This window comes from Granulicella rosea (assembly GCF_900188085.1).
Classification (GTDB): domain Bacteria; phylum Acidobacteriota; class Terriglobia; order Terriglobales; family Acidobacteriaceae; genus Edaphobacter; species Edaphobacter rosea.
Genome location: NZ_FZOU01000001.1, coordinates 216,539 through 238,853, shown reverse-complemented (window position 1 = coordinate 238,853; position 22,315 = coordinate 216,539). Strand labels below are relative to the sequence as shown.

Below are 22,315 nucleotides of genomic sequence, written 5' to 3'. Positions count from 1 at the left end.
AGCGCCGATGCAACTCCGGGCAAGACGCAGGTTCTTCGACTTCGCTGCGCTCCGCTCAGGATGACCGCCTGGGCGGTAATTCCAAAGAAACTACTTCGCCGGCGTCGACGGCTTGCCTTCCTGCACATAGTTCCGGTTCCACTTCGGAATCTCAACGACATACGTGCCTGGCTTCTCGATCACCGCCTGGCAGCCGAGGCGCGAGTTGAGCTGGATATCGGCAGCCGTCTCCATGCGGTCGAGCTCCAGGTCCTCCGGCTCCGAGACGCCCTTTGCACCCTCCTTCACCCACAGGTGACAGGTTGTGCAGGCGCATACGCCGCCACAGGCGTGATCCAGAAAGATGCCGTAGTTCTCCGCCACGTCGAGAAACGACATTGGCAGACCGTGCCCGTCGTAGGGCATGGTGTCGTACTTGAACTCGACCGTCTTGTTCTCCGGCAGAAAGGTGACCCGCACCATATCCGGTCCGGCGGGCTGGGACAAATCTACATGCTGCTCGATTGCGTGCTCTGACATATTAATCTTCCGTCGACTCTCCGGCGACATCCTCTTCCGAGATGCCTGCCTCCTGCTCTATCTTACCTGCGCCGTTGTCTTCGCTGACCTCGGCCTTCGCGAACGCATGCGGGGCGGAGGGCGTCGCGCCCAGACCCGCTCCCATCGCGTCGCCCGCCGCGGCCATCGTCTTGCCCTGCATCGCGCCGCCCACGGCGGAATCCATCATCAGCTCCGCCAGACGGCGCGTCGCCTTGTCCAGCCGTTCGATCGCCTGCCGGATGATCTTATAGTCGCCGCCCTGCTTCGAGGCCTCCAGCTCTGTCACGCCGGCGGAGATCTTTTCGATCTCGTCCGAGGTCAGCTTCTGCCACGCCTCGCCGTGCTTTGCCTTCTTCACCGCCTCGAGGATCGTCTCGGCCTCGTTCCTGGCCTCGATCACCTGGCGCTCGGTAATGTCCGCCTCGGCGTTGTCGAAGGAGTCGAGAATCATCGTCTCGACCTGCTCGTCGGTCAGCCCGTAGGTCGGCTTCACCTCGATCTCGGCCTCCTTGCCGCTGCGCTGCTCGCGGGCGGAGACATGAAGGATGCCGTTTGCGTCGATCAGGAACTTGACCTCGATGCGCGGCAGGCCGGCAACCATCGGCGGTATGCCCTTCAGGTCGAAGCGCGCCAGCGACCGGCAGTCCTTGGCCAGCTCGCGCTCGCCCTGCACGACGTGGATCGCGACGTTGGTCTGGCCGTCGACGCCGGTCGTGAAGTGTTCGGTCGCGCTGGCCGGAATGGTGGAATTCCTCTGGATAATCTTGGCGACCACGCCGCCGAGAGCTTCAATTCCCAGCGAAAGCGGAGTGACGTCCAGCAGCAGCAGATCGTCCAGCGCCGAACCCTTGTTGTTGCCCGTCAGAATCTGCGCCTGCACCGCCGCGCCCAGCGCGACGACCTCGTCGGGATTCAACTCGGTGTGCAACTTCTTGCCGCGCGCTTCGAGCTGGAAGAGCCCCGCCACCATCGTCCTGACGGCCGGGATGCGGGTCGATCCGCCGACCATCACGACCTCGTCGATCGCCTCGACCGCGAGGCCGGCGTCCTTCAAAGCCTGTCGGCAGGGAACCGCCGTGCGCGCGATCACGCCCGCGATCAGCCCTTCGAACTGCTCGCGGGTGATCTCCCGCAGGTAGCGCTTGCCGCCGGGCAGCGCCACGTCCAGCTTGGCTGAATCCTCGTCCGAGAGCCGAATCTTCGCGTCGATGACGGCCTTGCGGACGGCCTGTACCGCCTCCGCGTTGCCGCGAACGTCTGTACCCAAATCGCCTGCGATGTCGTCTAACGCGATGGCAATCAGCAGGTTGTCGATGTCGTCGCCGCCCAGATGTGTGTCGCCGCCGGTCGCGATCACCTCGAAGATGCCCTCGTGCAGCTTCAGGATCGACACATCGAAGGTGCCGCCGCCGAAGTCGTAGACCGCGATGACGCCGTCGCGATTCTTGTCCAGCCCATAGGCCAGCGCGGCCGCGGTGGGTTCGTTCACCAGCCGCAGCACTTCGAGGCCGGCGATGCGTCCGGCGTCCTTGGTCGCCTGCCGCTGCGCGTCGTTGAAGTACGCGGGAACGGTGATGACCGCCTTCGTCACCAGCGCGCCGAAGAACCGCTCGGCGTTTTTCTTGAGCTGCTGCAGCACATAGGCCGAGATCTCGGGCGGCGTCATGGTCAGTCCGCCGACGTTCAGGCGCAGCACCTCGCCCGCCTTCGCGCCCTCGGCCAGCTTGAAGGGGAAGAGCTTCAGCTCCTCAGCGACATCGTCCAGGTCGCGTCCCATCAGGCGCTTGGCCGAGTAGACCGCGCTGGCCGAATCCGACATCAGCGTCGCGCGCGCGGCGTTGCCCACGGCCACGCCGTTCTCCGTCCAGGCGACGACGGACGGCACCAGCCGCTCGCCGTCCTCGCCGGGAATCACCACCGGGTGGCTACCTTCCATGAAGGCCACCAGCGAGTTCGTCGTACCCAGGTCGATCCCTACAACACGTCCCTCTGCCATGAATCCTCAATCCTTGAAAAAGCTGTCACCCCATTGTCCTACAATCGGCGCGGGCATAGTGGATTCGATGCTGGCCGTTCTCGCGCGGCTGCGGTATCTTATCTCCGTAGCCGCCAGAGGTCAGCAACCGATGCCGAGCCCAGCCAAAGCCACGATCTCTACCGTCATTCCGGGGCTGCGTTATCGCGACGCCCACGCCGCCATCGACTGGCTCGTCCGCGCCTTCGGCTTCGAGCGCCACGCCGTCTACGATGGACCCAACAACACGGTCGCCCACGCGCAGCTCAGCTTCGGCAACGGCATGATCATGCTCGGCAGCGCAACCAACGAAGGCGCATACGCCGAAATGATGGCGCATCCGGACGAGATCGGCCTGCGCGAGACCCAGCACCCCTGCCTGATCGTCGCCGACGCCACGGCTGTCTACGAAATGGCGCTGGCGGCCAACGCAACCATCGTCACGGAGCTGGCCGAGATGCCGTACGGCGGCAAAGCCTTCGCCTGCCGCGACCCGGAGGGCCACCTGTGGTCCGTCGGCGAGTACGACCCGTGGGCAGGGTAGATGGCTTTCCTTACTTACCTCCGGTCATCCTGACCTGAGCTTGTTGAAGGGGAAGGATCTGCGTCTCTGCCTGAAGCGACCTGGCGGCACGAGCGAAAAGCAGGTCCTTCGCTGCGCTCAGGATGACAGGCTTCTTTCAGGGGTGCTCTGATTAAGTCCGCAACCCATATCCCAGGGGCTAAAGCCCCACTGACTCTGCGGGGCTTATTGTCCGGGCTAAAGCCCGGACCTATCTTAATCAGAGGTTCCTTAGGGTCGAAAACTACCTTGCCACCCGCATCAGCTCGGCTTCCATCCATCCGGTCCTTTTTCGTAGCATCCCACTCCCGCCTCGGCGAAGGCCGTCTGCTGCCACGCCATCCGGCGGATCGTCACGCGGGGGTTGGGCTGTGCGGCGATCTCCAGCAGATTCCATGAGTTAGCCTCATCCCGCGTGCGCGTGGAAACCGCGGTTCCAGCCTGGATCACCAGCGCGTTGTGTCCCGCGATGCGGTACCGCGCGCCGGTGCCGACGGTCTGGCTGGTATGCAGGTGGCCGGAGAGAAAGAGGTCCACGCCGCAGTCCGCGAACTCCGCCATGGCCTTGTCCGCGCGCGCTACCCGGGTGCGCTGATCGTCGCCGAGGGGTACGTCGATGGGGTGATGCGTCACGACGATGCGCACCTTGCCTGGCCCGGCCGCCGTCAGCCGCTCGCAGGTCTCGCGCGTCTGCTGGCGGTTGATCCGGCCGTTCTTGGTCGAAAGCACGCGCACCGTGTCGATGCCCGCGACGACGACCTCGCCAACCTCGATAAAAGGTTGCATGTCGTTTGTAATGTATCGCTTATAGCGGCGAAGGTGATGCGCCATGCGCTCGTAAAGATTGGTGGTGGAGACGTCGTGATTGCCGGGCACGACCAGCGTCGGCGCCTTGGGCATCGCGTCCAGAAACGCGCGCGCCCGGCGGAACTGGCCTTTCTTCGCGCGCTGCGTCAGGTCGCCCGAGACGACGATGGCGTCGGGCTTCGCCTCGGCCAGCGCCGCCAGAAGACCAGCGACGACCAGCTCGTCCTCGCGGCCGAAGTGCAGGTCCGAGATGTGGGCGAGCCGGATCATGGTCGTCTCTCGCACAGGACACGCAGCGCGCCGGGTCTGATCTTATAGACGAGCGGCCCCTTCAAACGCCGCACCTCGCCATCCAGCGAGACGCGGGTCTTTTTGCGCCGGGAATCCACGATGGCCTCGGTCACGCAGAGGCGTTCGAAGCCCGGCGCCTCGCGCGGCGGACGGCCCAGCAGCGCGGCGACCGTGATCCGCACCATATCCCATCGGCTGGCGCCGGGAGCCATATAGAGGAAGAGCTGGCCGCGGTCGATGTGCTGGCGCGTGCCGATCTGCGCGCCGTGCATCTGGTACTCGTTGTTGCCGATGAAGAGGAACGGCGTCGCGCAGGTCCGCTCCACGCCGTCGACCGTGATGCGCAGCCGCACATGGCGGAAGCGCACGAACTCGCGGATGGTGGCGAAGGTGAGCGACAACCAGCGGTTCCAGCCCACGCGGCGCAGCCGTTCGCGCTGCGTCACCATGGCGGGATAGAAGCCGATGCTCGAGTTATTGATGAAGACCAGCCCGTTCACCTCGGCGGCGTCGACCTCGACCACGCTCTCGCCGCATGCGACGCGCACCGCGCCGGCCAGGTCCAGCGGCAGTCCAAGATCCTTGGCGAAGTGGTTCAGCGTTCCGACCGGCAGTACGCCCAATGGGCGGCCCGTGCCGGCCAGCGCGCAGGCGATGGCGCTTACCGTTCCGTCGCCGCCGGCCGCGACCACGATGGTCTCCGGCGTCTCGGCGGCCCGGCGCGCCAGCATTCCGGCGTTCGCGCCAGCGCGAAATTCGATGACCTCGCACGGCATGTGATTGAGAGCAAAGCGCTCCGCGATGCGGGCCGAGCTGTCGTTCTCGCCTCCGGACTGGCGGTTCAACAACACCTGGACCCTGCGCGTCATCCTTCCACCCTAACTCAGACACGCCGCAAAAAAAACTTTGGAAGATCAGGCAACCGCACGACAGGCTTGACGCATCTGCAATCAAGATATAAAACCAAATGAAAATCCATAAAAAATGAGGGCTACTTTGTGCGTACGCGCAAAGTAACCTGCTACACTTGACTGCAAGTAATCAACATATAGGTTACCTGAGCAGCTTGACCTTCCCTTTGCAAAATTTTTGAAATGTGGACTTATGCCGATGATCACGTGTCCAAAATGTGGTGGAATTCACGTTCGACGCTCTCATCTCCGCTGGTATGAGCGGGTGTTGCGCCGATTCTCCGTCAACCCCTTTCGTTGCCGTATTTGCCAGGCGAGGTTCTACCATATGGGGGCGGATCCATCGAAGGCCAACGGCGCCTCGCGCTGACCGCTTTCGCCGGGGCAGGCTGCTGAACCTTCCGGGTTGCTAAACTTGTACTCAGCATGATCTTGCCCTTCGTCCGCGACCTGTTCGCCGACCTAAAACACTCCGATTCGTACGATCGCGTACGGCGCCACCTGCAGTCCGGTCAGGGCCGACGCCGCATCGCTGGCCTCACCTTCACGGCGCGCGCGCTGTATCTGCCTTATTTTGTGCAGGCTGCCGATGCGCCGGCGCTCGTGCTGGTGGCCGATAACAAGGCCGCCGAGACACTCCAGCAGGCCATCCAGACCGCGTGCGAGCTGACCGGTGCGCTGGCGGCGGAGTCCGTCGTCCGGCTGCCCAGCCACGATGTCCTGCCGTTCGAAAGCCTCTCCCCGCACCCCGAGATTCAGGAGACCCGCGCCGCGACGCTGTGGAAGATCGCCAGCGGCAGCGCCAGGCTGGTCATCGCGCCGGTGGAATCGGCCTGCATGCGGCTGTTTCCAAAGGAGTTCTACTCCGCGCTCGCACTCCGGCTGAAGGTGGGCGAGGAGTATCTGCCGGACATGCTGGTCGACCATCTGCTTTCGGTCGGCTACACCCGCGTCGACGTGGTGGAGATGCCCGGCCAGTTGACGCTCAGAGGAGGCATCCTGGATGCCTACTCTCCAGAATCGGACCGGCCCATCCGTATCGACTTCTTTGGCGACGAGATCGAGTCCATCCGCAAGTTCGACCCCGAGACCCAGCGCAGCTCCTCGCACCTTGACCACACGCTGCTGCTGCCCCTGACCGAGATTCCGGTCACCGAGAAGGTTCTGCAGGCCATCAACGCCCGGCTGACCCGCTCCGGCACGGTTGCGGGCGCAGAGCTTGAAGGCGGCGAGACGCCCGCCGAGTTGGTGAACCGGGTCGCCGGATCGACCAAGGAAGCGACCATCTTTCCCGGCTGGGAGTTCTTCGCTCCGGTCGCCGGCGCGAACAAGACGCTGCTCGACCTGCTCGGCCCCACGGCGCGCGTCTTCGTCGAAGAGCCGGCGATGATCAAGAATCAGGGCGAACGCTGGTGGAACAAGGTCGAGCAGCGCCACGACCGCTCGGGCATCGGCAATCTGGTGCGACCGGAGAATATCTACGTCTCGCCGTGGGAGCTGGACGACAGGATTCGCGGCTTCTGCGGAGCGGAGCTGGATCAGCTCGGCGCAGTCGATGTGCTGGACGCAGACCGCAGCACGCTGAGCGAGGTGGAGTTCGCCACGCGGCCTACGATGCGCTTTCACGGCGCCATTCCCGCGCTGATGGACCAGCTCAACACGCTTATCAAGCAGGATGCGCGCGTCGTCCTGACCGCGCCGAACCAGGGCGAGGTGGAGCGTCTGGCCGGCCTGCTGCAGGAGTACCGCATTCCGTACCGGCTGGGCTCGCGCAACCCGGCGCCCGGTTCGGAGACGATGTTTTCCGAGGCCAGCTACCTTGCGGGCGAGCTCTCGACGCCCGTCATCGTGAAGGCGCCGATCGCCAACGGCGTGCAGGTGCTGGACCTCGAAAAGGCGACCGCGCGGCAGATCGTCATCTTCGGCGCGAATGACCTGAACGACGAGGCCGATATCGCGGCGCGTCCGGCCACGCGCAAGTCGAAGACCTCGGCGTTCATCTCGGACTTTCGCGACCTCGCCGTGGGCGATTACGTCGTCCATGTGGAGCACGGCATCGCGCGCTACGCCGGTCTGCGCGTGCTGGACCAGGAGGCCGCCGACGCGCTGGAGCTGATGATTCTGGAGTTTGCGGACGACGCCAAGCTCTACGTTCCGCTCACCCGGCTCGATCTCATCCAGAAGTATCGTTCGACCGATACTGGCCCGGCGCCGCAACTGAACAAGCTGGGCAGCCAGAGCTGGCAGAAGACCAAGGCGCGCGTCAAAAAGGCCATGGCCGACATGGCCGGCGAGCTGCTGAAGCTCTACGCGCAGCGCAAGGCCGCGCAGGGCTTCGCCTTTACGCCGGACAACAATCTCCAGCGCGAGTTCGAGGACGCCTTCCCCTTCACCGAGACCGACGACCAGCTCGCCGCCATCGTGGACATCAAGTCGGACATGGAGTCGACCCAGCCGATGGACCGGCTGCTCTGCGGCGACGTGGGCTACGGCAAGACCGAGGTCGCCATGCGCGCCGCGTTCAAGGCCGTGCAGGACGGCAAGCAGGTCGCCGTGCTCACGCCGACGACCGTGCTCAGCTTCCAGCACTTCGAATCCTTCAAACGCCGCTACGCCAACTTTCCGGTGAATGTCGAGATGATCTCGCGCTTCCGCACCGCGAAGGAGCAGACCGCGATTCTGGAGCTGGCCGAGCAGGGCAAGATCGACGTGCTGATCGGCACCCACCGCCTGCTGTCCAAGGATCTGAAATTCCAGGACTTAGGCCTGCTGATCGTGGACGAGGAACAACGCTTCGGCGTCAAGCACAAGGAGCGGCTGAAGCAGATGCGCGCGTCCATCGATGTGCTGGCGATGTCGGCCACGCCGATCCCGCGTACGCTGCACATGTCGCTGCTGGGGCTGCGCGATATGTCGGTCATCGAGACGCCGCCGAAGGACCGCATGGCGATCCAGACGATCGTGGCCAAGTTCGACGAGAAGCTCGTTCGCACCGCGATCGAGATGGAGCTGGAGCGCGGCGGACAGGCCTACTTCGTCCACAACCGCGTGGAGACGATCTACGAGCTGGCGTCGAAGATTCGTGAACTTGTCCCGAGCGCGCGCGTGGTGGTCGGCCACGGCCAGTTGCCGGAGTCGGAGCTGGAGCGCGTCATGCTCGCCTTCATGAATCACGAGTACGACGTGCTGGTCGCGACCAGCATCATCGAAAACGGCCTCGACATTCCGCTGGCGAACACGATCATCATCAACCGGGCCGACCGCCATGGACTCAGCGAGCTGTACCAGTTGCGGGGCCGCGTCGGCCGCTCGAACCGCCGCGCGTACGCCTATCTGCTGATCCCGCCGGATAAAGAGATGACCGAGATCGCGCGGCGCCGGCTGGCCGCGTTGAAGGAGTTCTCCGACCTTGGCGCCGGCTTCAAGATCGCGGCCCTGGATCTGGAACTGCGCGGCGCGGGCAATATGCTGGGCGGCGAGCAGTCGGGCCACATCGAGGCCATCGGCTTCGAACTCTACACGACGATGTTGGAAGAGGCCGTCAGCAAGATGAAGGGCGAGGGCGAGAAGCCCGCGCACGAGAACACGGTGTTGAACCTCGGCATCTCGGTCCGGATCGACGCCGACTACATCCCCGAGGAGAACCAGCGGCTGCGCATGTACAAGCGCATCGCCGGCGCGATGGATCATGCGACCATCGACGACGTGCGCGCGGAGCTGCACGACCGTTACGGCGCTCCGCCGGAGTCGGTGCAGAACCTGCTGGCCGCGGGCGAGCTGCGCCTGCAGTGCGAGCGGCTGGGCATCGCGCAGCTCGACCGCAAACGCACGCAGATCGAACTGCCGAATCCGAACGGCAATAAAAAACAGCCGATCAAGGCCTTCGTCGAGATGCTGCACATCAAGTTCGCGGCCCAGAAAGATAACCCGCTGGGCGACAACTCGCTGGCCCGCGCGCCCATCGACCCAGGCATGCTGATGAAGCTGGTCGCGCGCAACGCGAAGAAGGGCGCGATCTTCACCCCGCAGGGCACGCTGCGCTGGCCACTGACCTCGGCGAAGGCGGACGACGTGATCGCGGAGACGCGCGCCTTGCTGGATGCGCTCGAGCCCGCGGGTTAATCCCGCCGGCGCAGCAGCAGAAACAGTAACAGCAGAAGGACGAATAGCCCGAGTCCGCCGGGCCAGATGAAGGCTCCGCCGCTGCTGGAGTAACCAGCCACCACGCAGCCCGTCAGCAGAGGGAATGCGAGGCTCGCGAGGGCGAGCAGAAGATGGGGGCTTGCTGCGTTCCGAGGCGTTTTCATCGCGTCTCCTGCAGTCATGAGCGTCATTCGTTGCGCATGGGATGCAGGAATTGCCAAGATGGCGGCTGCCGCTGAAAGATTTTTCTTGCGGGAAGATCAATCACTGGGATTCGCGGGAAGAATCTTTGCCAGCCAGCCGGAATCTTGCCGACGACGCTTCGTCCGCGCGCGATCAGCTTGTTGGGATGCGATAGGCCGTCCTTGTCGAGACGCTACCGCCACTGCCAAACATCGGAGCGGAGCTCTGCCGCGGCGGCTGGTGGTGGATGCCGTTGCGCATGCCGATCCACATCATGGTCAGAAAGCCGACGCCGAGGGCGATCAGCAGCAGAATCAACAGGATCAATCCACCACGCTTCATCGGCCCATTTTACGCAACCCGTTGCTCGACCGGGGGTATCTCTTTCGGCATACCTCTTTTGTGGAGGCGCCCTACCGGAAAGCCGAATGGCCGCCGAAATAAAAGAAAGAGAACATGGAGAGTAGACAGTATTCGACTTCGTTCCTGCATCCGAAGGCAGGAGAAACGCGATTCGGGCTGTAATTTTTTTGAATGTTTTTTGCCGTAATTTGAGGAGCTCTCCGTGCTACCAGACGTCACGTTCAGACCGAGTTTTCTTCTCCTGGCTACGTTCCTTTATCCGGCCATCGCCTTCGCGCAAACCACACCTGCACTTCGCTACGGACCGCCCACTCCCTCCCCGGTGGAGGCGTGTTACTCCAGCAGCCTTACCGCTTTCAATACGCTTCCGGCTTTGGGTGCGTCAGATACCTTTCCGGCTGGCGAAGCATTTTCCCGGCCAGCGGCCTCGTTGAATACAAGCAGCAAAGCGGCGGCCTACTTCGGCGGCGGCTTCCAGGCCGAGGGCGGGACCCAGACGCGAACCATTCGACCCTTCTCCGACCTGGCTGCCGAGATCAAGTTTGGCTCCGGCGGCGTCGGGTTCGACCTCGCGACTCCACTGTCGCAACATCTCAATCTGCGCGGCGGAGCGTCGTTCTTCTCGTACAACGCGAACCTGGTCGAGGACGGTCTGCACATCGACGGCAATCTCAACTTCACGAATGCCGCTCTGTCGCTGGACTACTACCCCTTTCACAATGGCTTCCGCATCAGCCCCGGCATCACGCTGTATAACGATACGAGTCTGAACGCGAACCTTACCGTTCCCGGCAACCAGAACTACTCTCTGGGCAACGAGGACGCGATCAGCGATCCGCTGGACCCGATCCGCGGTACGGCGACCTTTCACTTCGGCCATAAGGTCTCGCCCCGCCTCACCGCCGGCTGGGGCAACATGATTCCCCGCAAGGGCGACCAGCGGTGGAGCGTGCCGTTCGAGGTCGGGGTGCAGTTTGCATCGACGCCGAAGGTCCGGCTCAACATCACCGGCTCAGGCTGCCAGTACGACACCGACCCCACCGACGGCTCGGTCAGCTTCGACTGCGGCCCTGTCGATCAGAGCGATGTGCAGCAGGAGCAGCAGGAGCTGCAATCCGATATCAACGGCCTGCGTTTCTTTCCGGTGATCTCGATCGGTCTCAGCTACCGCTTCGGCCTGGGCGGACGTTAGCTGGTCCTTCCAGTCAGGAGCATCGTTGCGCTCGAATCCGTCTGGCGAAGCCGGGTTCGAGCGCGTAGAATCATCACACCGCCGCTCATGATACGACGCCTCCGCCTAGCCTCGCGCAATGCCGTTATCGCCGTCGCGACGGCTCTGGCCCTCGGCGCCTGCAGCCCGGCGTATGCGGTCAAGAAGCCCAAGGCCGATGGCCCGCCCGAGATCACGCATGCCCCGACCGGCACCACCGAGATCGGCACGCTCGGCGGCGTGCCCTATCGCATCGACATTCCTGCCAAGTGGAACCACGGTCTCGTCGTCTTCTTTCACGGCTACAGCGAAGGAATGTATAGCTACAAGGTCACCACGCCGCTGAACGAGCAGACCGGCCCGGTCTTCGAGCGCAACTACGCGGTGATCCAATCCGCATACTCGCAGCCCGGCTGGGCGCTGGAGCAGGCCTACCCCGAAACCGAGGCGCTGCGCGACTACTTCATCAAGAAGTACGGCCAGCTCGACGGCGCAAAGCCGGGTAAGAACGGCAAGAACATCGAAATGGTCGTCGTCGGCGGCTCGATGGGCGGCGCGCTGGTCACGGCGTCGCTCGAACTGGATGCGAAGTCCTATGTCGGCGGGCTGGATCTCTGCGGCTCGGTTGGCCCGACGCTGGTCGCCTTCGAACGCCGCTTCGCCTGGCGCGCCGCCTTCGACTTTTACTTTCCCGGCGTCATGCCGCCGCTCGTTCCCGCGCCGGTCGACTTCGTCGAAACCCCCGCGCTGCGCCAGAAGGCCGACGCCGCCATGAAGGCCAACCCCACCGGCTCGGCCGCCATGCGCAACCTCACCGGCCTGCACACCGACCGCGAGGTCGCGCGCGACGTCGTCTACTTCACCTTCGTTCTGGCGGACATGGCGAAGCGCGCCGGCGGCAACCCGTTCGACAACCGCAATTACCTATACGTCGGCACGACGCCGGGCATCTCCGCGACCGACAACGCGCTGAACGACGGCGTGAAGCGCTACGCCGCCGACCCGAAGGCGCGGCCCTACCTCGTCCGCCACTACACCCCATCCGGCCGCCTGACCAAGCCGATGCTGGCGCTGCACACGACCTACGACCCGCTGATCCCGACCAACACGCTGGCGCTCTACGCCGACATGGTGGAGATCGCGGGCTACGGCGACAATATCGTGCAGCAGTACGTCCATCGCGAAGGCCACTGCACGTTCACGCGCGACGAGGTCGGCCGAAGTTTCGACGAGCTGATGAACTGGGTGCATACCGGGAAGCGTCCGCAGCCGGGGCTGCTGAAGTAACGGTATTGTTAAGGGCACGGCTTCAGCCGTGCCATCGATGCTGTTCTGGTCTTGCGGCTTTAGAGCGGATTACCTTTTGCTGCCGAGCAGCCCCAACTGCCTGTCATCCTGAGCGTAGCCGAAGGACCTGCTTTTGTTCTTGCTGTTGCTTGTCTTCCACCTCTGACCGGAGCATGACAGGCAACGACAAAAGCCTGAAGCAGATCCTTCACTTCGTTCAGGATGACAAGCATTGCGGGCTGCTGCTTGAGACCTGAAGGTAATCCGCTCTAGCCGCTGAGGTACGCTTCTGTGACTGCGCCTATGGACTCCACCGCCGACCGCGACCCTGTTCCCGAGCTTCTAATGGATGCGAGCGCATGGGCCACGCGAGATGGCTGCCGAATTCATTGCGTTCATTGAAGAACTAGAGCAACGCGGATGCCCAGTCTCCATGCGCGTAGTCGAAAAACAGCGTGCCCAAGCGGATGAAGCTGTGAGGCAGAACGGTCCTCGGCGGCACGGCTGAAGCCGTCACCTTAACGAGGCCCCCTGACATTGGCAAGGGATCAAAATCCTTCCAGCACCAGCTTGCCCTTCGCCTTGCCGCTCTCGATCAGCGCATGCGCCTTCTTAAGGTTCGCGGCGTTGATGATCCCCAGCGTGTCGGCGTGGGTGGAGCGTAGGACGCCCTCGCCGATCAGCCGGCTGACCTCGTCCAGCAGGCGATGCTGTTCGATCATGTCCGGCGTCTGGAAGATCGAGCGGGTAAACATCAGCTCCCAGTGCAGGCTCGCGGCCTTGCGTTTCAGCGGTTTGGCGTCGAGCGTGGGCGGGTCGTCGATCACGCCGATCTTTCCCTGCGGCCTCAGCACCTCGATCACCGCGGGGTAGTGCTTGTCGGTCGCGGTCAGGCAGGCGATGTACCCGACCTCCGCATGGCCGATGCGCTGCATCTGCGGCGCGAACGGCTGCGTGTGGTCGATGACGTAGTGCGCGCCCAGCTCCAGGCACCAGTCGCTCGTCGCATGGCGCGAGGCGGTCGCGATCACGGTCAGTTTGGTCAACTGGCGCGCGAGCTGGATCAGGATCGATCCCACGCCGCCCGCGCCGCCGACGATCAGGATCGCCTCGCCCTCGCCTCCGCCTCGCGCGACGCCGAGGCGGTCGAAGAGCAGCTCCCACGCCGTAATCGAGGTCAGCGGCAGCGCGGCGGCCTCGGCGAACCCGAGCGATGCGGGCTTGTGCCCGACGATGCGCTCGTCGACCAGGTGCAGTTCGGCGCAGGTCCCAGACCTTAGCAGCGATCCGGCGTAGAAGACCTCGTCTCCCGGTCGGAAGAGCGTACACTCCGGCCCAACCGCCTTCACTACGCCCGCCGCATCCCAGCCCAGAATTTTGTATTGTTCGCCCTCGGCCGGCGCGCCGGTCTTGCGCACCTTCGTGTCGACCGGGTTGACCGAGACGGCCCTTACCTCGACCAGCAGGTCGCGGCCCGCAGGCATCGGCGCCGGGAGATCGATATCCAGCAGGGAATCGGGGTCGCCGATGGGGAGAGGACGCTGATAGCCAATCGCTCGCATAACAATCTCCTATAGGAAGAGGCGGTTTTGCCCTGTCCAGTGTGCAGATGAAACTTATCCCGCAACCTCGCACTCTATAATGGACTATGGCAAGCGCACAACCGGCGATTCCATCCGCCGCTCCGGTCAATCCGCGCACCACTGCAATCCCCACTGGCGAGCCGCTCAGCGAGGTGGGCATGCTGATGGAGGCTGCGCCTCCGAAGCCGCTCGAGAGCTTTACCCCGGTGGTGACTGCGCTCGATGAGCCCACGGGCAGCTTTTTGCCGATCGCGCCACCGCCCGCGGCGCCCGACGCCTCCGATCCGGATGGACTGATCTCCGGCTTCCAGCGCCTGCTGGACACAGTCCGGGCGAACCGCCCGCACGACGATCTGGATCTTATCCGCCGCGCCTGGGACTTCGCGCTGCAGCAGCATACCGGCCAGATTCGCAAATCGGGCGAGCCGTATGTGATTCATCCGCTGGCAGTTAGCCAGATTCTCGCGGACCTGAAGATGGATTCGACCGCGATCGCCGCCGGTCTGCTGCACGATGCGGTTGAAGACACGGACGTCACCAGCCCCGAGATCGCGCGCCGATTCAACGAACAGGTGGCGCACATCGTCGAAGGCGTCACCAAGCTGGACAAGATCAAGTTCGCGAATCGCGAAGATCACCAGGCGGAGAACATCCGCAAGATGCTGCTGGCCATGGTCACGGATGTGCGCGTGGTCATCATCAAGCTGGCCGATCGTCTGCACAACATGCGCACGCTGCAGCATATGAAGCCTGCCAAGCAGCAGGAGATCTCGCGCGAGACGCTCGATATCTACGCGCCGCTGGCGCACCGGCTGGGCATGGGCAAGATGCGCGGCGAGCTTGAGGATCTTGCCTTCCGGTACACCGATCCCTACGCCTACGCGGCCGTCGAGGACGAGGTGAACGCCATCCGCGGCGAGGGCGAGGGCTTCCTCTCGACCATCGTCTTCACGCTGCAGCAGAAGCTGAAGGAGTTCAACATCGAGGGCCGGGTGGAGTCGCGCATCAAGCGGCTTTACTCCATCCAGCAGAAGCTGGTCTCGCAGAAGGTGCCGGTCGATCAGGTCTACGACCTCTTCGCGATTCGCGTGATTTGCAACTCGGTGCAGGATTGCTACGCCCTGCTGGGGCTGTTGCACTCGATCTGGCGGCCGGTGCCGGGACGCATCAAGGACTTCATCGCCATGCCGCGGCCGAACCTCTACCAGTCGCTGCATACGACGCTGATCGCCGCCGGCGGCCACCAGTTCGAGGTGCAGATCCGCACGGAGGAGATGCATCGCATCGCCGAAGAGGGCATCGCGGCGCACTGGAAGTACAAGGCTGGCGACGTCGTCAGCGCGAAGGACGAGCAGCGCTTGGCCTGGGTGCGGCAGCTCATGGAGTGGCAGCGCGAGATGTCCGACCCCAACGAGTTCATGTCGACGCTGAAGATCGACCTGTACCCGGAGGAGGTCTACACCTTTACGCCCAAAGGCAAGGTCGTCGTGCTGCCCAAGGACGCGAGCCCGATCGACTTTGCCTACGCGATTCACACCGACGTCGGCCACAAGACGACCGGCGCCAAGGTGAACGGACGCATCGTGCCGCTGCGGCACAAGCTGCGCAACGGCGACATCTGCGAGATCACGACGCAGGCGGGCCACGCGCCGAGCCGCGACTGGCTGTCGTTCACCAAGTCCAGCCGCGCGCGCAACAAGATCAAGCACTGGCTGAACGAGCACCAGCGCGAGCGCGCCATCGAGATCGGCGGCAAGCTGCTGGACCGCGAGGCGCGCAAGTACAAGCTGTCGCTGGGCAAGTTCGAGGACGCCGACTACGCGCGCGTCGCCGGCGAGTACGGCCTGGGCACGAAGGCGGAGCTGCTGGCGAATGTCGGCTTCGGCAAGTATTCGGCGCGGGTGGTGCTGAACAAGCTCGAACCCGGCAGCACGATGGCGGTCGAGCCCGCGGCGCCGGAGGTTGGGCCGGGAAACACGGTCGGGCAGATGTCCGACGCGGTGAAGAAGGTCTACTTCGGCAAGGGGTCGGACTCGCTGCAGGTCGAAGGCCAGGACGATCTGCTGGTCTATCGCGCGCGTTGTTGTAACCCCATCCGGGGTGAAGAGATTATCGGCTATGTGACGCGTGGAAAAGGAGTTGCGGTTCACGCCCGGCCTTGTCCCAACGTTCAGAATCTGCTGTATGAGTCCGACCGCCGCATCCAGGTCGAGTGGGGCGCCAGCCCGCTGGAGCCGGGCGCATCCAAGCCCCAGACCTACCCCGTCCGTCTCACCGTCCTGTGCGAAGACCGCTCCGGCCTGCTGAAGGAGTTTACGGCCATCATCGCCGAGGACGGCACGAACATCCGCTCGGTCGACTCCAAGCCCACCGCCGACGGCAACGCGCTGGTCGACTTCGTCATCGAGACCGTCGACGTCCGCCACCTGAACAAGCTCACGCAGAATCTGCGCAAGGTGCAGGGCGTACGCGACGTGCAGCGCATCCAAAAGATTTAGCCTATGCGCCTCTTCCTGCTCGCGCTGTTTCTCGTTCCGTGTGCGCTTCACGCGCAGGACGACGCCACGCCGTTCACCCTGCGGTCGCAGACCTCCGTTGTGCTGGTGCCGGCGCAGGTTCAGACGAAGAAGGGCGAGGTCATCTACGGGCTGAAGCCGGAGCAGTTCCTCCTGACCGACAACGGCGTCGCGCAGAAGATTCGCGTGGATGAGGATGTCGACGCGCAGGGCTTGTCGCTCGTGGTGGTGGTGCAGTGCAGCCGCGCCGCGATCATGGAGGCCCAGAAGACGCGCGGTCTGGGAGAGATGATCGACGACCTGACGGGCGGCGCGCCGCACGAGGTCGCGCTGGTCTCCTACGGCTCCGAGCCGGAGCTGCTGACAAACTTCACCTCGCGTCCGCAGAAGCTGGCCGACGCCATCGGCCAGTTGCAGCCGTGCGAGGACGACGGCGGCGCCGCGCATCTCGACGCGGTCGCCTTCGCGAACAAACTGCTCGAACGGCGCGATGAGCAGATCGCCCTTGACCCGCGCATCAAGCGCTACCGGCACGCCATCGTGCTGATCGGCGAGACGCGCGACCACGGCTCGAAGGCCAAGCCGGCGGACGTGATCGCCGCTCTCGGCCGATCGAACACGGTGCTCGACGCCGTGGCGTTCTCGCCCGGCAAGACCGAGATTCTGAACGACCTGCACTACGGCGGCGGCTCCGGCCCGATGGGCCTGCTGGTGATGGCGGTGAACGCGCTGAAGAAGAACGTGCCGCATACCCTGGCGTCGCTCTCGGGCGGCGAGTACACGAACTTCACGACGCAGAACGGCTTCGACGCCGGGCTGCACCGGTTGTCGAACCACATCCACAACTACTACCTGCTGAGCTTCCAGCCAGCCGCGTCGAATACGCCGGGAATGCACCATCTGGAGCTGAAGATTCCCGACTACCCCGACGCGCAGATTCGCTCGCGGATGAGTTACTACGCGGGCGACGCGCCGGCGCCGGATGTGGCGGGGAAGTAGGTCCGAAGAAGTGCCGGAGTGATATCGAGTCTCGTTAAGGACACGGCTTCAGCCGTGCCACCTATACAGATTTCGCATTTAAGAACCTCTGGATATTCATCGCCAAGATGATCGAAACCGTACCTCAGCGGCTAAAGCCGCATTTCGTACCTCTTCTATGGCACGGCTGAAGCCGTGCCCCTAAACACAGAACCGGCCCGCATCGGATATCCGATGCGGGCCTTTCTTTACGCGAAAAAGACCTACGGCAGGACGGGTAGCGAGATGGTCTTGCCCACCGCCACGTTGTTCGGGTCGGGAAGGTGGTTGGCCTTCACGATCTCCGGGTACTTGTTGCCGTTGCCGTAGAACAGCTTCGCCACCGCCGAGAGCGTATCGCCGGACTTGATCGTATACGGCTGCTCCGCTCCGCCGGTCGTCGCAATCTCGTGCTTCAGATCGGCGTAGACCGGGTCGACCGACTTGATCTCGTTCCAGACGCGGTTGGCGACCACCTGCGACGGCACCTGTGCGACGAGGTGAAGCTGTTCGCCGTCCAGCTCCGAGCTGACGAACTTCGCGCCATACGGCTCGAACTGCTTGATCTTGTCGATCACCGGCATGTACTTGTTGTTCAACGCCTCAAAATCTGCCATACCTATCTCCTTGTGCTGCACAGAGTTGGATGCAGATTAGAGGAAGCGCGCAAGCATCTGCTGGGCGAATCCGCCGAGCTGGCTCTGGACGCCGGCCTCGCCGCCCGCTGCAAAGTGCTTCATGATCATCGGCAGCAGCATGGCGATCGCCGCCTGCGCGATCTGCGGAGAGACGCCCGCCTTCTCCGCCGCGCTCTCGATCAGGCCGGTGCCGCCAAGACCCTGCTGCACCTGCTCGGGCGAGGCGGTCTGGCTCTGGCCGGACGCCCACTCCTGCACGCAGCCCGAAAGGCCGTTCTGCTGGAAGCTCTCGACCAGCCCGCCAATGCCGCCCGGATGCTCCTGAAGCGCCTGCATCAGGCCGCCCGCGACTTTGGCCTGATCGGCCGGCGTCACCTGTTCGCCGTCTGTCGTCGTGGCGGGCTGGCCGCCCATGCGCTCTTCAATCTGCTGTGTTGCGATCGATTCGATTGCGTCGAAAAATCCCATATCGTACCTCGTTTGAGTTGGCGAATCCGCTGGAAGAGCCAGACCAGTGTAGGGCAAAACCGGCGTGTGCGGCATGGGCGCGCGGGGGAACTTCACAAAGCGGCTTCGCGGAAGTTTGCGAAACCGGCCGCGCCGTTGGACAATCGAAGCCATGCAGACCAAGACCGCAATTTCGACCACCGCCGCTCCCGCCGCCATCGGCCCCTACTCGCAGGCCGTGCGCGTGGGCGATATGCTCTTCACCTCCGGCCAGGTCGCGCTCGATCCCGCCACCGGCCAGCTCGTTCCGGGCGGCATCGAGGCCCAGACCGTCCGCGTGCTGGAAAACCTGAAGGCCGTGCTCGCCAAGGCCGGCATCGACATGGTGCACGTGGTCAAGACGACCGTCTTCCTCAAGGATATGAAGGACTTCGCCGCCATGAACGAGATCTACGCGAAGTACCTGGCGCCCGAAGGCGTCGTGCCGCCCGCGCGCTCGACCGTGCAGGTCGCCGCGCTGCCCAAGGATGCGCTGGTGGAGATTGAGGTGATCGCCAAGGAATCGCCGGAAGAGTAGCCCTTGCAAAATGCCTGTCCCGAGCGAAGCGAAGGACCTGCTGTTTGCCTGAAGCGGCGTTGGCGCTCCGGGCAAACAGCAGGTCCTTCGACTCCGCTGCGCTCCGCTCAGGATGATAGACAGAAGTGGCCGGAGAAAAGCACGAAAAACCCCGGCTGCCGAAGCGGCCAGGGCGTTCTTGTCTTGCTGGACCCTTGAATCGGAGTCCTAAATCTTGATTTGACTAGCCTTTGACGACGACGCCGGTCTTGATGCAGCTGGTGCAGACGCGGACGCGCTTGCTGGCGCCGGCGATGCGGGCGCGAACCGACTGCAGGTTCACATTCCAGCGGCGGCGGGTCTTGTTGTTGGCGTGAGAGACGTTGTTACCGAACTGCGGGCCCTTGCCGCAATATTCACATTTGGCTGCCATGGTGGTGCTCCAATCTCGTAAATCCGACCGGACATCCATCCGGCGGTAATCTTGAACGCAGAGTATCCAGAACCGCTGATTCACCCGTTCTAAACTCTGTGGAGTTTACTGCTGGGGAACTGCTGGAAATGGTAGGCACGAGCGGATTCGAACCGCTGACCTCTACCGTGTCAAGGTAGCGCTCTAACCAACTGAGCTACGCGCCTGCATGCGTTTCTCTAGTGTACCCGCAATCTGGCTTTTGAAGCAACAGGGGAGAGAAATAGATGCAGTTTCGCCAGTTGGGAACTCATCGGCAAAGACGGGCGCGAATGCGATACGATGGGCACACCGCGAGCCGTGCCTCTTCTACGCCAATTCGGGTCCATGCCGAACCTTCTGACGATGGCTCGGCTCTTCATGATTCCGTTTATGGTCATCGAGATTCTGGACGGGAACTTCACCGTCGCCTTCATTCTATTGATGATCGCCGGCGTATCGGACGGTCTGGATGGCTTGCTGGCGCGCTGGCTCTCGCAGCAGACGACGCTCGGACTCTACCTCGACCCCATCGCGGATAAGTTGCTGCTCAGCACGTTGTTCATCGCGCTCACCCATGCCGGGCTGATTCCGCGCTATGTGACGGTGCTGGTCTTCAGCCGCGACTTCGGCATTCTGCTGATCGCGACCCTGCTGTTCGCGACCCACACGCTGCGCGATTTTCGTCCCAGCTTCTTCGGCAAGGCGAACACCTTCGTCCAGATCGTGGCGCTGGTCTGCCTGATGGCGGGGCAAACCTTCGCTATCCCCGGGCTGAAGATGGTGACCGATCTGCTTTTGAAGGCGATCGCCGTGCTGGCGCCGCTCTCGGCGGCGCAGTATGCGTGGATCGTGATCCGCCGGGTCAACGCGCCCGCCGCCTAGGTCAAAACGGTTGCGCCCGCAGAACGTGGGCCGTACACTATCTAAGACCGGACAGGTCCGATTCATCGGCCCGTCCTTGAGGGAATTGCAAAAGCCGATATGCTTCGTCTGACCAAAAAAGCGGACTACGGCCTGATGGCCCTCAAGTACCTGGCTGAGAAGGCGGCGAGTCCCACTGCGTCCGGCAACAACGCGCAGAGCGCCAAGGATATCGCCGAGGCGTACCACATCCCGCCGCAGCTTCTGGCGAAGATTCTGCAGACGCTCGCCAAGGGCGGCATTCTGGTCTCGCACGCCGGAACCAACGGAGGGTATGCGCTGGCCCGGCCGGCGGCGGAGATCTCTGCGTTTGAGGTGATTCGGACGATCGACGGTCCGCTCTTCATCACCAGTTGCATCACGATTCACGGCACGTGCGATCTTGTGGGCCACTGCACCATTAAAGAACCGCTTCGAAAGGTCAACGACAGCATCAAAGACCTGTTGAGCGCGATTCGCATCGCCGATCTGATTGAACCGGCCGACCAGGAAGAACATATCTCCGTCGGCGGCGGACTGATCTCGATCGCCCTTTAGTTTTCGTTTCAAAGTTTTCGTTTCAAAGGATATAGGAGCAATAGAATGAGCGACATCGCATTGAACGGCCTGGTCATCTCCGAGAGCGCAACGCCACTTCCCGAGGGCGTCACGCTGCCCATCTACATGGATAACCATGCGACGACCCCCATGGACCCGCGCGTGCTCGAAGCGATGCTGCCGTACTTCGGCAAGATCTTCGGCAACGCCGCCAGCCGCAATCACCAGTTTGGCTGGGAGGCCGAGCAGGCCGTCGATAAGGCGCGCGAGCAGGTTGCGAAGCTGATCGGCGCATCCGCGAAGGAGATCATCTTCACCTCCGGCGCGACCGAATCGAACAACCTCGCCATCAAGGGCATCGCCGAGATGTACCGCGAGAAGGGCAACCACATCATCACGCAGACGACCGAGCACAAGGCTGTGCTCGACACCTGCAAGAAGCTCGAAAAGATGGGCTACCGCGTCACGTACCTCGAGGTACAGGCTGACGGTCTGATCTCGATGGACGATCTGAAGGCGGCGATGACGCCCGACACGATCCTGGTCTCGATCATGTTTGCCAACAACGAGATCGGCGTCATCCAGCCGGTCGAGGAGATCGGCAAGCTCTGCCACGAGCGCGGCGTCATCTTCCACACCGACGGCGTGCAGGCTGTGGGCAAGATTCCGGTCGATGTGCAGAAGATGAATATCGACGTCCTCTCGCTGACCGCGCACAAGATCTACGGACCCAAGGGCGTGGGCGCGTTGTATGTTCGCCGCCGTAACCCGCGCGTGCAGATCACGGAGCAGATCAACGGCGGAGGCCACGAGCGCGGCATGCGTTCGGGCACGCTGAACGTTCCGGGCATCGTCGGCCTGGGCGCGGCGTGCGAGATCGCCGGCGCGGAGATGGAGGCCGAGGCCAAGCGCCAGACCGAGCTCCGCGACTACCTGAAGGCGAAGTTCGAGAACGCGCTGGACTACGTCCACGTGAACGGTAACATGGAGCACCATCTGCCCGGCAACCTGAACATGAGCTTCGTCTACGTCGAAGGCGAGAGCCTGCTGATGGGCATCAACGACGTGGCCGTCAGCTCGGGTTCGGCATGCACCTCGGCTACGCTTGAACCCAGCTATGTGCTGAAGGCTCTTGGACTTGGCGATGATGTGGCGCACAGCTCCATCCGTTTCGGTCTGGGCCGCTTCAACAACAAGGCCGAGGTCGACTATGTTTCGGACAAGATCATCCACGTGGTCAAGCACCTGCGCGAGATGAGCCCGCTGTACGAGATGGTCAAGGAAGGCATTGACCTGAGCAAGATCGAGTGGGCCGCGCACTAAGCCTTAAATTTC

General features: G+C 63.3%; 20 protein-coding genes and 1 tRNA gene. 10 read left to right on the top strand and 11 right to left on the bottom strand.

The genetic code is table 11. The features are described from left to right. Nucleotides 1-90: 90 nt before the first annotated feature. A complete protein-coding gene (locus tag CHB87_RS01070; protein WP_089406538.1) occupies nucleotides 91-519 on the bottom strand; it encodes a 2Fe-2S iron-sulfur cluster-binding protein in 429 nt (142 codons plus the stop codon). A 1-nt stretch (nucleotide 520) separates the two neighbouring features. Next, nucleotides 521-2,536 carry a Fe-S protein assembly chaperone HscA gene (gene hscA / locus CHB87_RS01065; protein WP_089406537.1) on the bottom strand — a complete coding sequence of 672 codons (2,016 nt, stop codon included), beginning with the start codon at nucleotides 2,534-2,536 and terminating at the stop codon, nucleotides 521-523. A 67-nt stretch (nucleotides 2,537-2,603) separates the two neighbouring features. On the opposite strand from hscA, the gene CHB87_RS01060 reads away from it, so the two are divergent. Then, nucleotides 2,604-3,098 (top strand): VOC family protein, encoded by a 495-nt coding sequence (locus tag CHB87_RS01060; protein WP_245817747.1) that lies wholly within the window; start codon nucleotides 2,604-2,606, stop codon nucleotides 3,096-3,098. Nucleotides 3,099-3,377: 279 nt separating this feature from the next. Here CHB87_RS01060 and CHB87_RS01055 read toward each other — a convergent pair whose 3' ends face one another. Together CHB87_RS01055 and CHB87_RS01050 are read right to left on the bottom strand one after the other, a co-directional pair. After that, complete coding sequence (locus CHB87_RS01055) at nucleotides 3,378-4,193, bottom strand: metallophosphoesterase family protein (RefSeq protein ID WP_089406536.1); 816 nt, start codon at nucleotides 4,191-4,193, stop codon at nucleotides 3,378-3,380. After that, nucleotides 4,190-5,083: a diacylglycerol/lipid kinase family protein gene (locus CHB87_RS01050; RefSeq protein ID WP_089406535.1), complete on the bottom strand. Its 894-nt coding sequence runs from the start codon at nucleotides 5,081-5,083 to the stop codon at nucleotides 4,190-4,192. The genes CHB87_RS01055 and CHB87_RS01050 overlap by 4 nt, the downstream gene beginning before the upstream one ends. Before the next feature lie 468 nt (nucleotides 5,084-5,551). Here CHB87_RS01050 and mfd point away from each other — a divergent pair, with 468 nt between their 5' ends. Next, nucleotides 5,552-9,247: a transcription-repair coupling factor gene (mfd, locus tag CHB87_RS01045; protein ID WP_089406534.1), complete on the top strand. Its 3,696-nt coding sequence runs from the start codon at nucleotides 5,552-5,554 to the stop codon at nucleotides 9,245-9,247. Here the strand turns inward: mfd and CHB87_RS01040 are convergent. Together CHB87_RS01040 and CHB87_RS21730 are read right to left on the bottom strand one after the other, a co-directional pair. After that, complete coding sequence (locus CHB87_RS01040; protein ID WP_142988147.1) at nucleotides 9,244-9,432, bottom strand: hypothetical protein; 189 nt, start codon at nucleotides 9,430-9,432, stop codon at nucleotides 9,244-9,246. The genes mfd and CHB87_RS01040 overlap by 4 nt on opposite strands. 172 nt (nucleotides 9,433-9,604) lie before the next feature. Further along, nucleotides 9,605-9,793 carry a hypothetical protein gene (locus tag CHB87_RS21730; RefSeq protein WP_142988146.1) on the bottom strand — a complete coding sequence of 63 codons (189 nt, stop codon included), beginning with the start codon at nucleotides 9,791-9,793 and terminating at the stop codon, nucleotides 9,605-9,607. Nucleotides 9,794-10,244: 451 nt separating this feature from the next. On the opposite strand from CHB87_RS21730, the gene CHB87_RS01035 reads away from it, so the two are divergent. Continuing rightward, entirely contained in the window at nucleotides 10,245-11,006 is a 762-nt protein-coding gene (locus CHB87_RS01035) for a hypothetical protein (RefSeq protein ID WP_089406532.1), read from the top strand. Nucleotides 11,007-11,093: 87 nt separating this feature from the next. Next, nucleotides 11,094-12,311: an alpha/beta fold hydrolase gene (locus CHB87_RS01030; protein WP_089406531.1), complete on the top strand. Its 1,218-nt coding sequence runs from the start codon at nucleotides 11,094-11,096 to the stop codon at nucleotides 12,309-12,311. Between the two features lie 548 nt (nucleotides 12,312-12,859). Here CHB87_RS01030 and CHB87_RS01025 read toward each other — a convergent pair. After that, entirely contained in the window at nucleotides 12,860-13,873 is a 1,014-nt protein-coding gene (locus tag CHB87_RS01025) for a zinc-binding alcohol dehydrogenase family protein (protein WP_089406530.1), read from the bottom strand. Between the two features lie 86 nt (nucleotides 13,874-13,959). Here CHB87_RS01025 and CHB87_RS01020 point away from each other — a divergent pair, with 86 nt between their 5' ends. Both CHB87_RS01020 and CHB87_RS01015 read left to right on the top strand, forming a co-directional pair. Beyond that, nucleotides 13,960-16,392, top strand: coding sequence for a RelA/SpoT family protein (locus CHB87_RS01020; RefSeq protein ID WP_089406529.1), 2,433 nt, complete (start codon nucleotides 13,960-13,962; stop codon nucleotides 16,390-16,392). Nucleotides 16,393-16,395: 3 nt separating this feature from the next. Then, a complete protein-coding gene (locus tag CHB87_RS01015; protein ID WP_089406528.1) occupies nucleotides 16,396-17,409 on the top strand; it encodes a VWA domain-containing protein in 1,014 nt (337 codons plus the stop codon). 242 nt (nucleotides 17,410-17,651) lie between these two features. On the opposite strand, the gene CHB87_RS01010 is transcribed toward CHB87_RS01015, so the two are convergent. Then, nucleotides 17,652-18,044, bottom strand: a complete 393-nt coding sequence (locus CHB87_RS01010) for a LysM peptidoglycan-binding domain-containing protein (protein ID WP_089406527.1) — start codon at nucleotides 18,042-18,044, stop codon at nucleotides 17,652-17,654. 36 nt (nucleotides 18,045-18,080) lie between these two features. Beyond that, nucleotides 18,081-18,533 carry a YidB family protein gene (locus CHB87_RS01005; protein ID WP_245817746.1) on the bottom strand — a complete coding sequence of 151 codons (453 nt, stop codon included), beginning with the start codon at nucleotides 18,531-18,533 and terminating at the stop codon, nucleotides 18,081-18,083. Nucleotides 18,534-18,684: 151 nt separating this feature from the next. Between CHB87_RS01005 and CHB87_RS01000 the strand changes: the two genes are divergently transcribed. After that, nucleotides 18,685-19,089: a RidA family protein gene (locus CHB87_RS01000; RefSeq protein WP_089406526.1), complete on the top strand. Its 405-nt coding sequence runs from the start codon at nucleotides 18,685-18,687 to the stop codon at nucleotides 19,087-19,089. A gap of 223 nt (nucleotides 19,090-19,312) precedes the next feature. On the opposite strand, the gene rpmB is transcribed toward CHB87_RS01000, so the two are convergent. Then, nucleotides 19,313-19,501: a 50S ribosomal protein L28 gene (gene rpmB / locus CHB87_RS00995; protein ID WP_089406525.1), complete on the bottom strand. Its 189-nt coding sequence runs from the start codon at nucleotides 19,499-19,501 to the stop codon at nucleotides 19,313-19,315. 129 nt (nucleotides 19,502-19,630) lie between these two features. Further along, nucleotides 19,631-19,707, bottom strand: a tRNA-Val gene (locus tag CHB87_RS00990). A gap of 160 nt (nucleotides 19,708-19,867) precedes the next feature. On the opposite strand from CHB87_RS00990, the gene CHB87_RS00985 reads away from it, so the two are divergent. The 3 genes from CHB87_RS00985 (at nucleotide 19,868) to CHB87_RS00975 (ending at nucleotide 22,303) form a co-directional block, all read left to right on the top strand. Next, entirely contained in the window at nucleotides 19,868-20,404 is a 537-nt protein-coding gene (locus CHB87_RS00985; RefSeq protein ID WP_245817745.1) for a CDP-alcohol phosphatidyltransferase family protein, read from the top strand. Nucleotides 20,405-20,503: 99 nt separating this feature from the next. Next, complete coding sequence (locus CHB87_RS00980) at nucleotides 20,504-20,980, top strand: RrF2 family transcriptional regulator (RefSeq protein ID WP_089406524.1); 477 nt, start codon at nucleotides 20,504-20,506, stop codon at nucleotides 20,978-20,980. Between the two features lie 45 nt (nucleotides 20,981-21,025). Then, nucleotides 21,026-22,303: an IscS subfamily cysteine desulfurase gene (locus CHB87_RS00975; RefSeq protein ID WP_089406523.1), complete on the top strand. Its 1,278-nt coding sequence runs from the start codon at nucleotides 21,026-21,028 to the stop codon at nucleotides 22,301-22,303. Nucleotides 22,304-22,315: the final 12 nt, after the last annotated feature.

What these genes read in the sequence shown, in the direction of transcription:
- CHB87_RS01070 (WP_089406538.1), bottom strand. Translation starts at nt 519, where the DNA reads ATGTCAGAGCACGCAATCGAGCAGCATGTAGATTTGTCCCAGCCCGCC.
- hscA (WP_089406537.1), bottom strand. Translation starts at nt 2,536, where the DNA reads ATGGCAGAGGGACGTGTTGTAGGGATCGACCTGGGTACGACGAACTCG.
- CHB87_RS01060 (WP_245817747.1), top strand. Translation starts at nt 2,604, where the DNA reads ATGCTGGCCGTTCTCGCGCGGCTGCGGTATCTTATCTCCGTAGCCGCC.
- CHB87_RS01055 (WP_089406536.1), bottom strand. Translation starts at nt 4,193, where the DNA reads ATGATCCGGCTCGCCCACATCTCGGACCTGCACTTCGGCCGCGAGGAC.
- CHB87_RS01050 (WP_089406535.1), bottom strand. Translation starts at nt 5,083, where the DNA reads ATGACGCGCAGGGTCCAGGTGTTGTTGAACCGCCAGTCCGGAGGCGAG.
- mfd (WP_089406534.1), top strand. Translation starts at nt 5,552, where the DNA reads ATGATCTTGCCCTTCGTCCGCGACCTGTTCGCCGACCTAAAACACTCC.
- CHB87_RS01040 (WP_142988147.1), bottom strand. Translation starts at nt 9,432, where the DNA reads ATGAAAACGCCTCGGAACGCAGCAAGCCCCCATCTTCTGCTCGCCCTC.
- CHB87_RS21730 (WP_142988146.1), bottom strand. Translation starts at nt 9,793, where the DNA reads ATGAAGCGTGGTGGATTGATCCTGTTGATTCTGCTGCTGATCGCCCTC.
- CHB87_RS01030 (WP_089406531.1), top strand. Translation starts at nt 11,094, where the DNA reads ATGATACGACGCCTCCGCCTAGCCTCGCGCAATGCCGTTATCGCCGTC.
- CHB87_RS01025 (WP_089406530.1), bottom strand. Translation starts at nt 13,873, where the DNA reads ATGCGAGCGATTGGCTATCAGCGTCCTCTCCCCATCGGCGACCCCGAT.
- CHB87_RS01020 (WP_089406529.1), top strand. Translation starts at nt 13,960, where the DNA reads ATGGCAAGCGCACAACCGGCGATTCCATCCGCCGCTCCGGTCAATCCG.
- CHB87_RS01015 (WP_089406528.1), top strand. Translation starts at nt 16,396, where the DNA reads ATGCGCCTCTTCCTGCTCGCGCTGTTTCTCGTTCCGTGTGCGCTTCAC.
- CHB87_RS01010 (WP_089406527.1), bottom strand. Translation starts at nt 18,044, where the DNA reads ATGGCAGATTTTGAGGCGTTGAACAACAAGTACATGCCGGTGATCGAC.
- CHB87_RS01005 (WP_245817746.1), bottom strand. Translation starts at nt 18,533, where the DNA reads ATGGGATTTTTCGACGCAATCGAATCGATCGCAACACAGCAGATTGAA.
- CHB87_RS01000 (WP_089406526.1), top strand. Translation starts at nt 18,685, where the DNA reads ATGCAGACCAAGACCGCAATTTCGACCACCGCCGCTCCCGCCGCCATC.
- rpmB (WP_089406525.1), bottom strand. Translation starts at nt 19,501, where the DNA reads ATGGCAGCCAAATGTGAATATTGCGGCAAGGGCCCGCAGTTCGGTAAC.
- CHB87_RS00985 (WP_245817745.1), top strand. Translation starts at nt 19,868, where the DNA reads ATGCCGAACCTTCTGACGATGGCTCGGCTCTTCATGATTCCGTTTATG.
- CHB87_RS00980 (WP_089406524.1), top strand. Translation starts at nt 20,504, where the DNA reads ATGCTTCGTCTGACCAAAAAAGCGGACTACGGCCTGATGGCCCTCAAG.
- CHB87_RS00975 (WP_089406523.1), top strand. Translation starts at nt 21,026, where the DNA reads ATGAGCGACATCGCATTGAACGGCCTGGTCATCTCCGAGAGCGCAACG.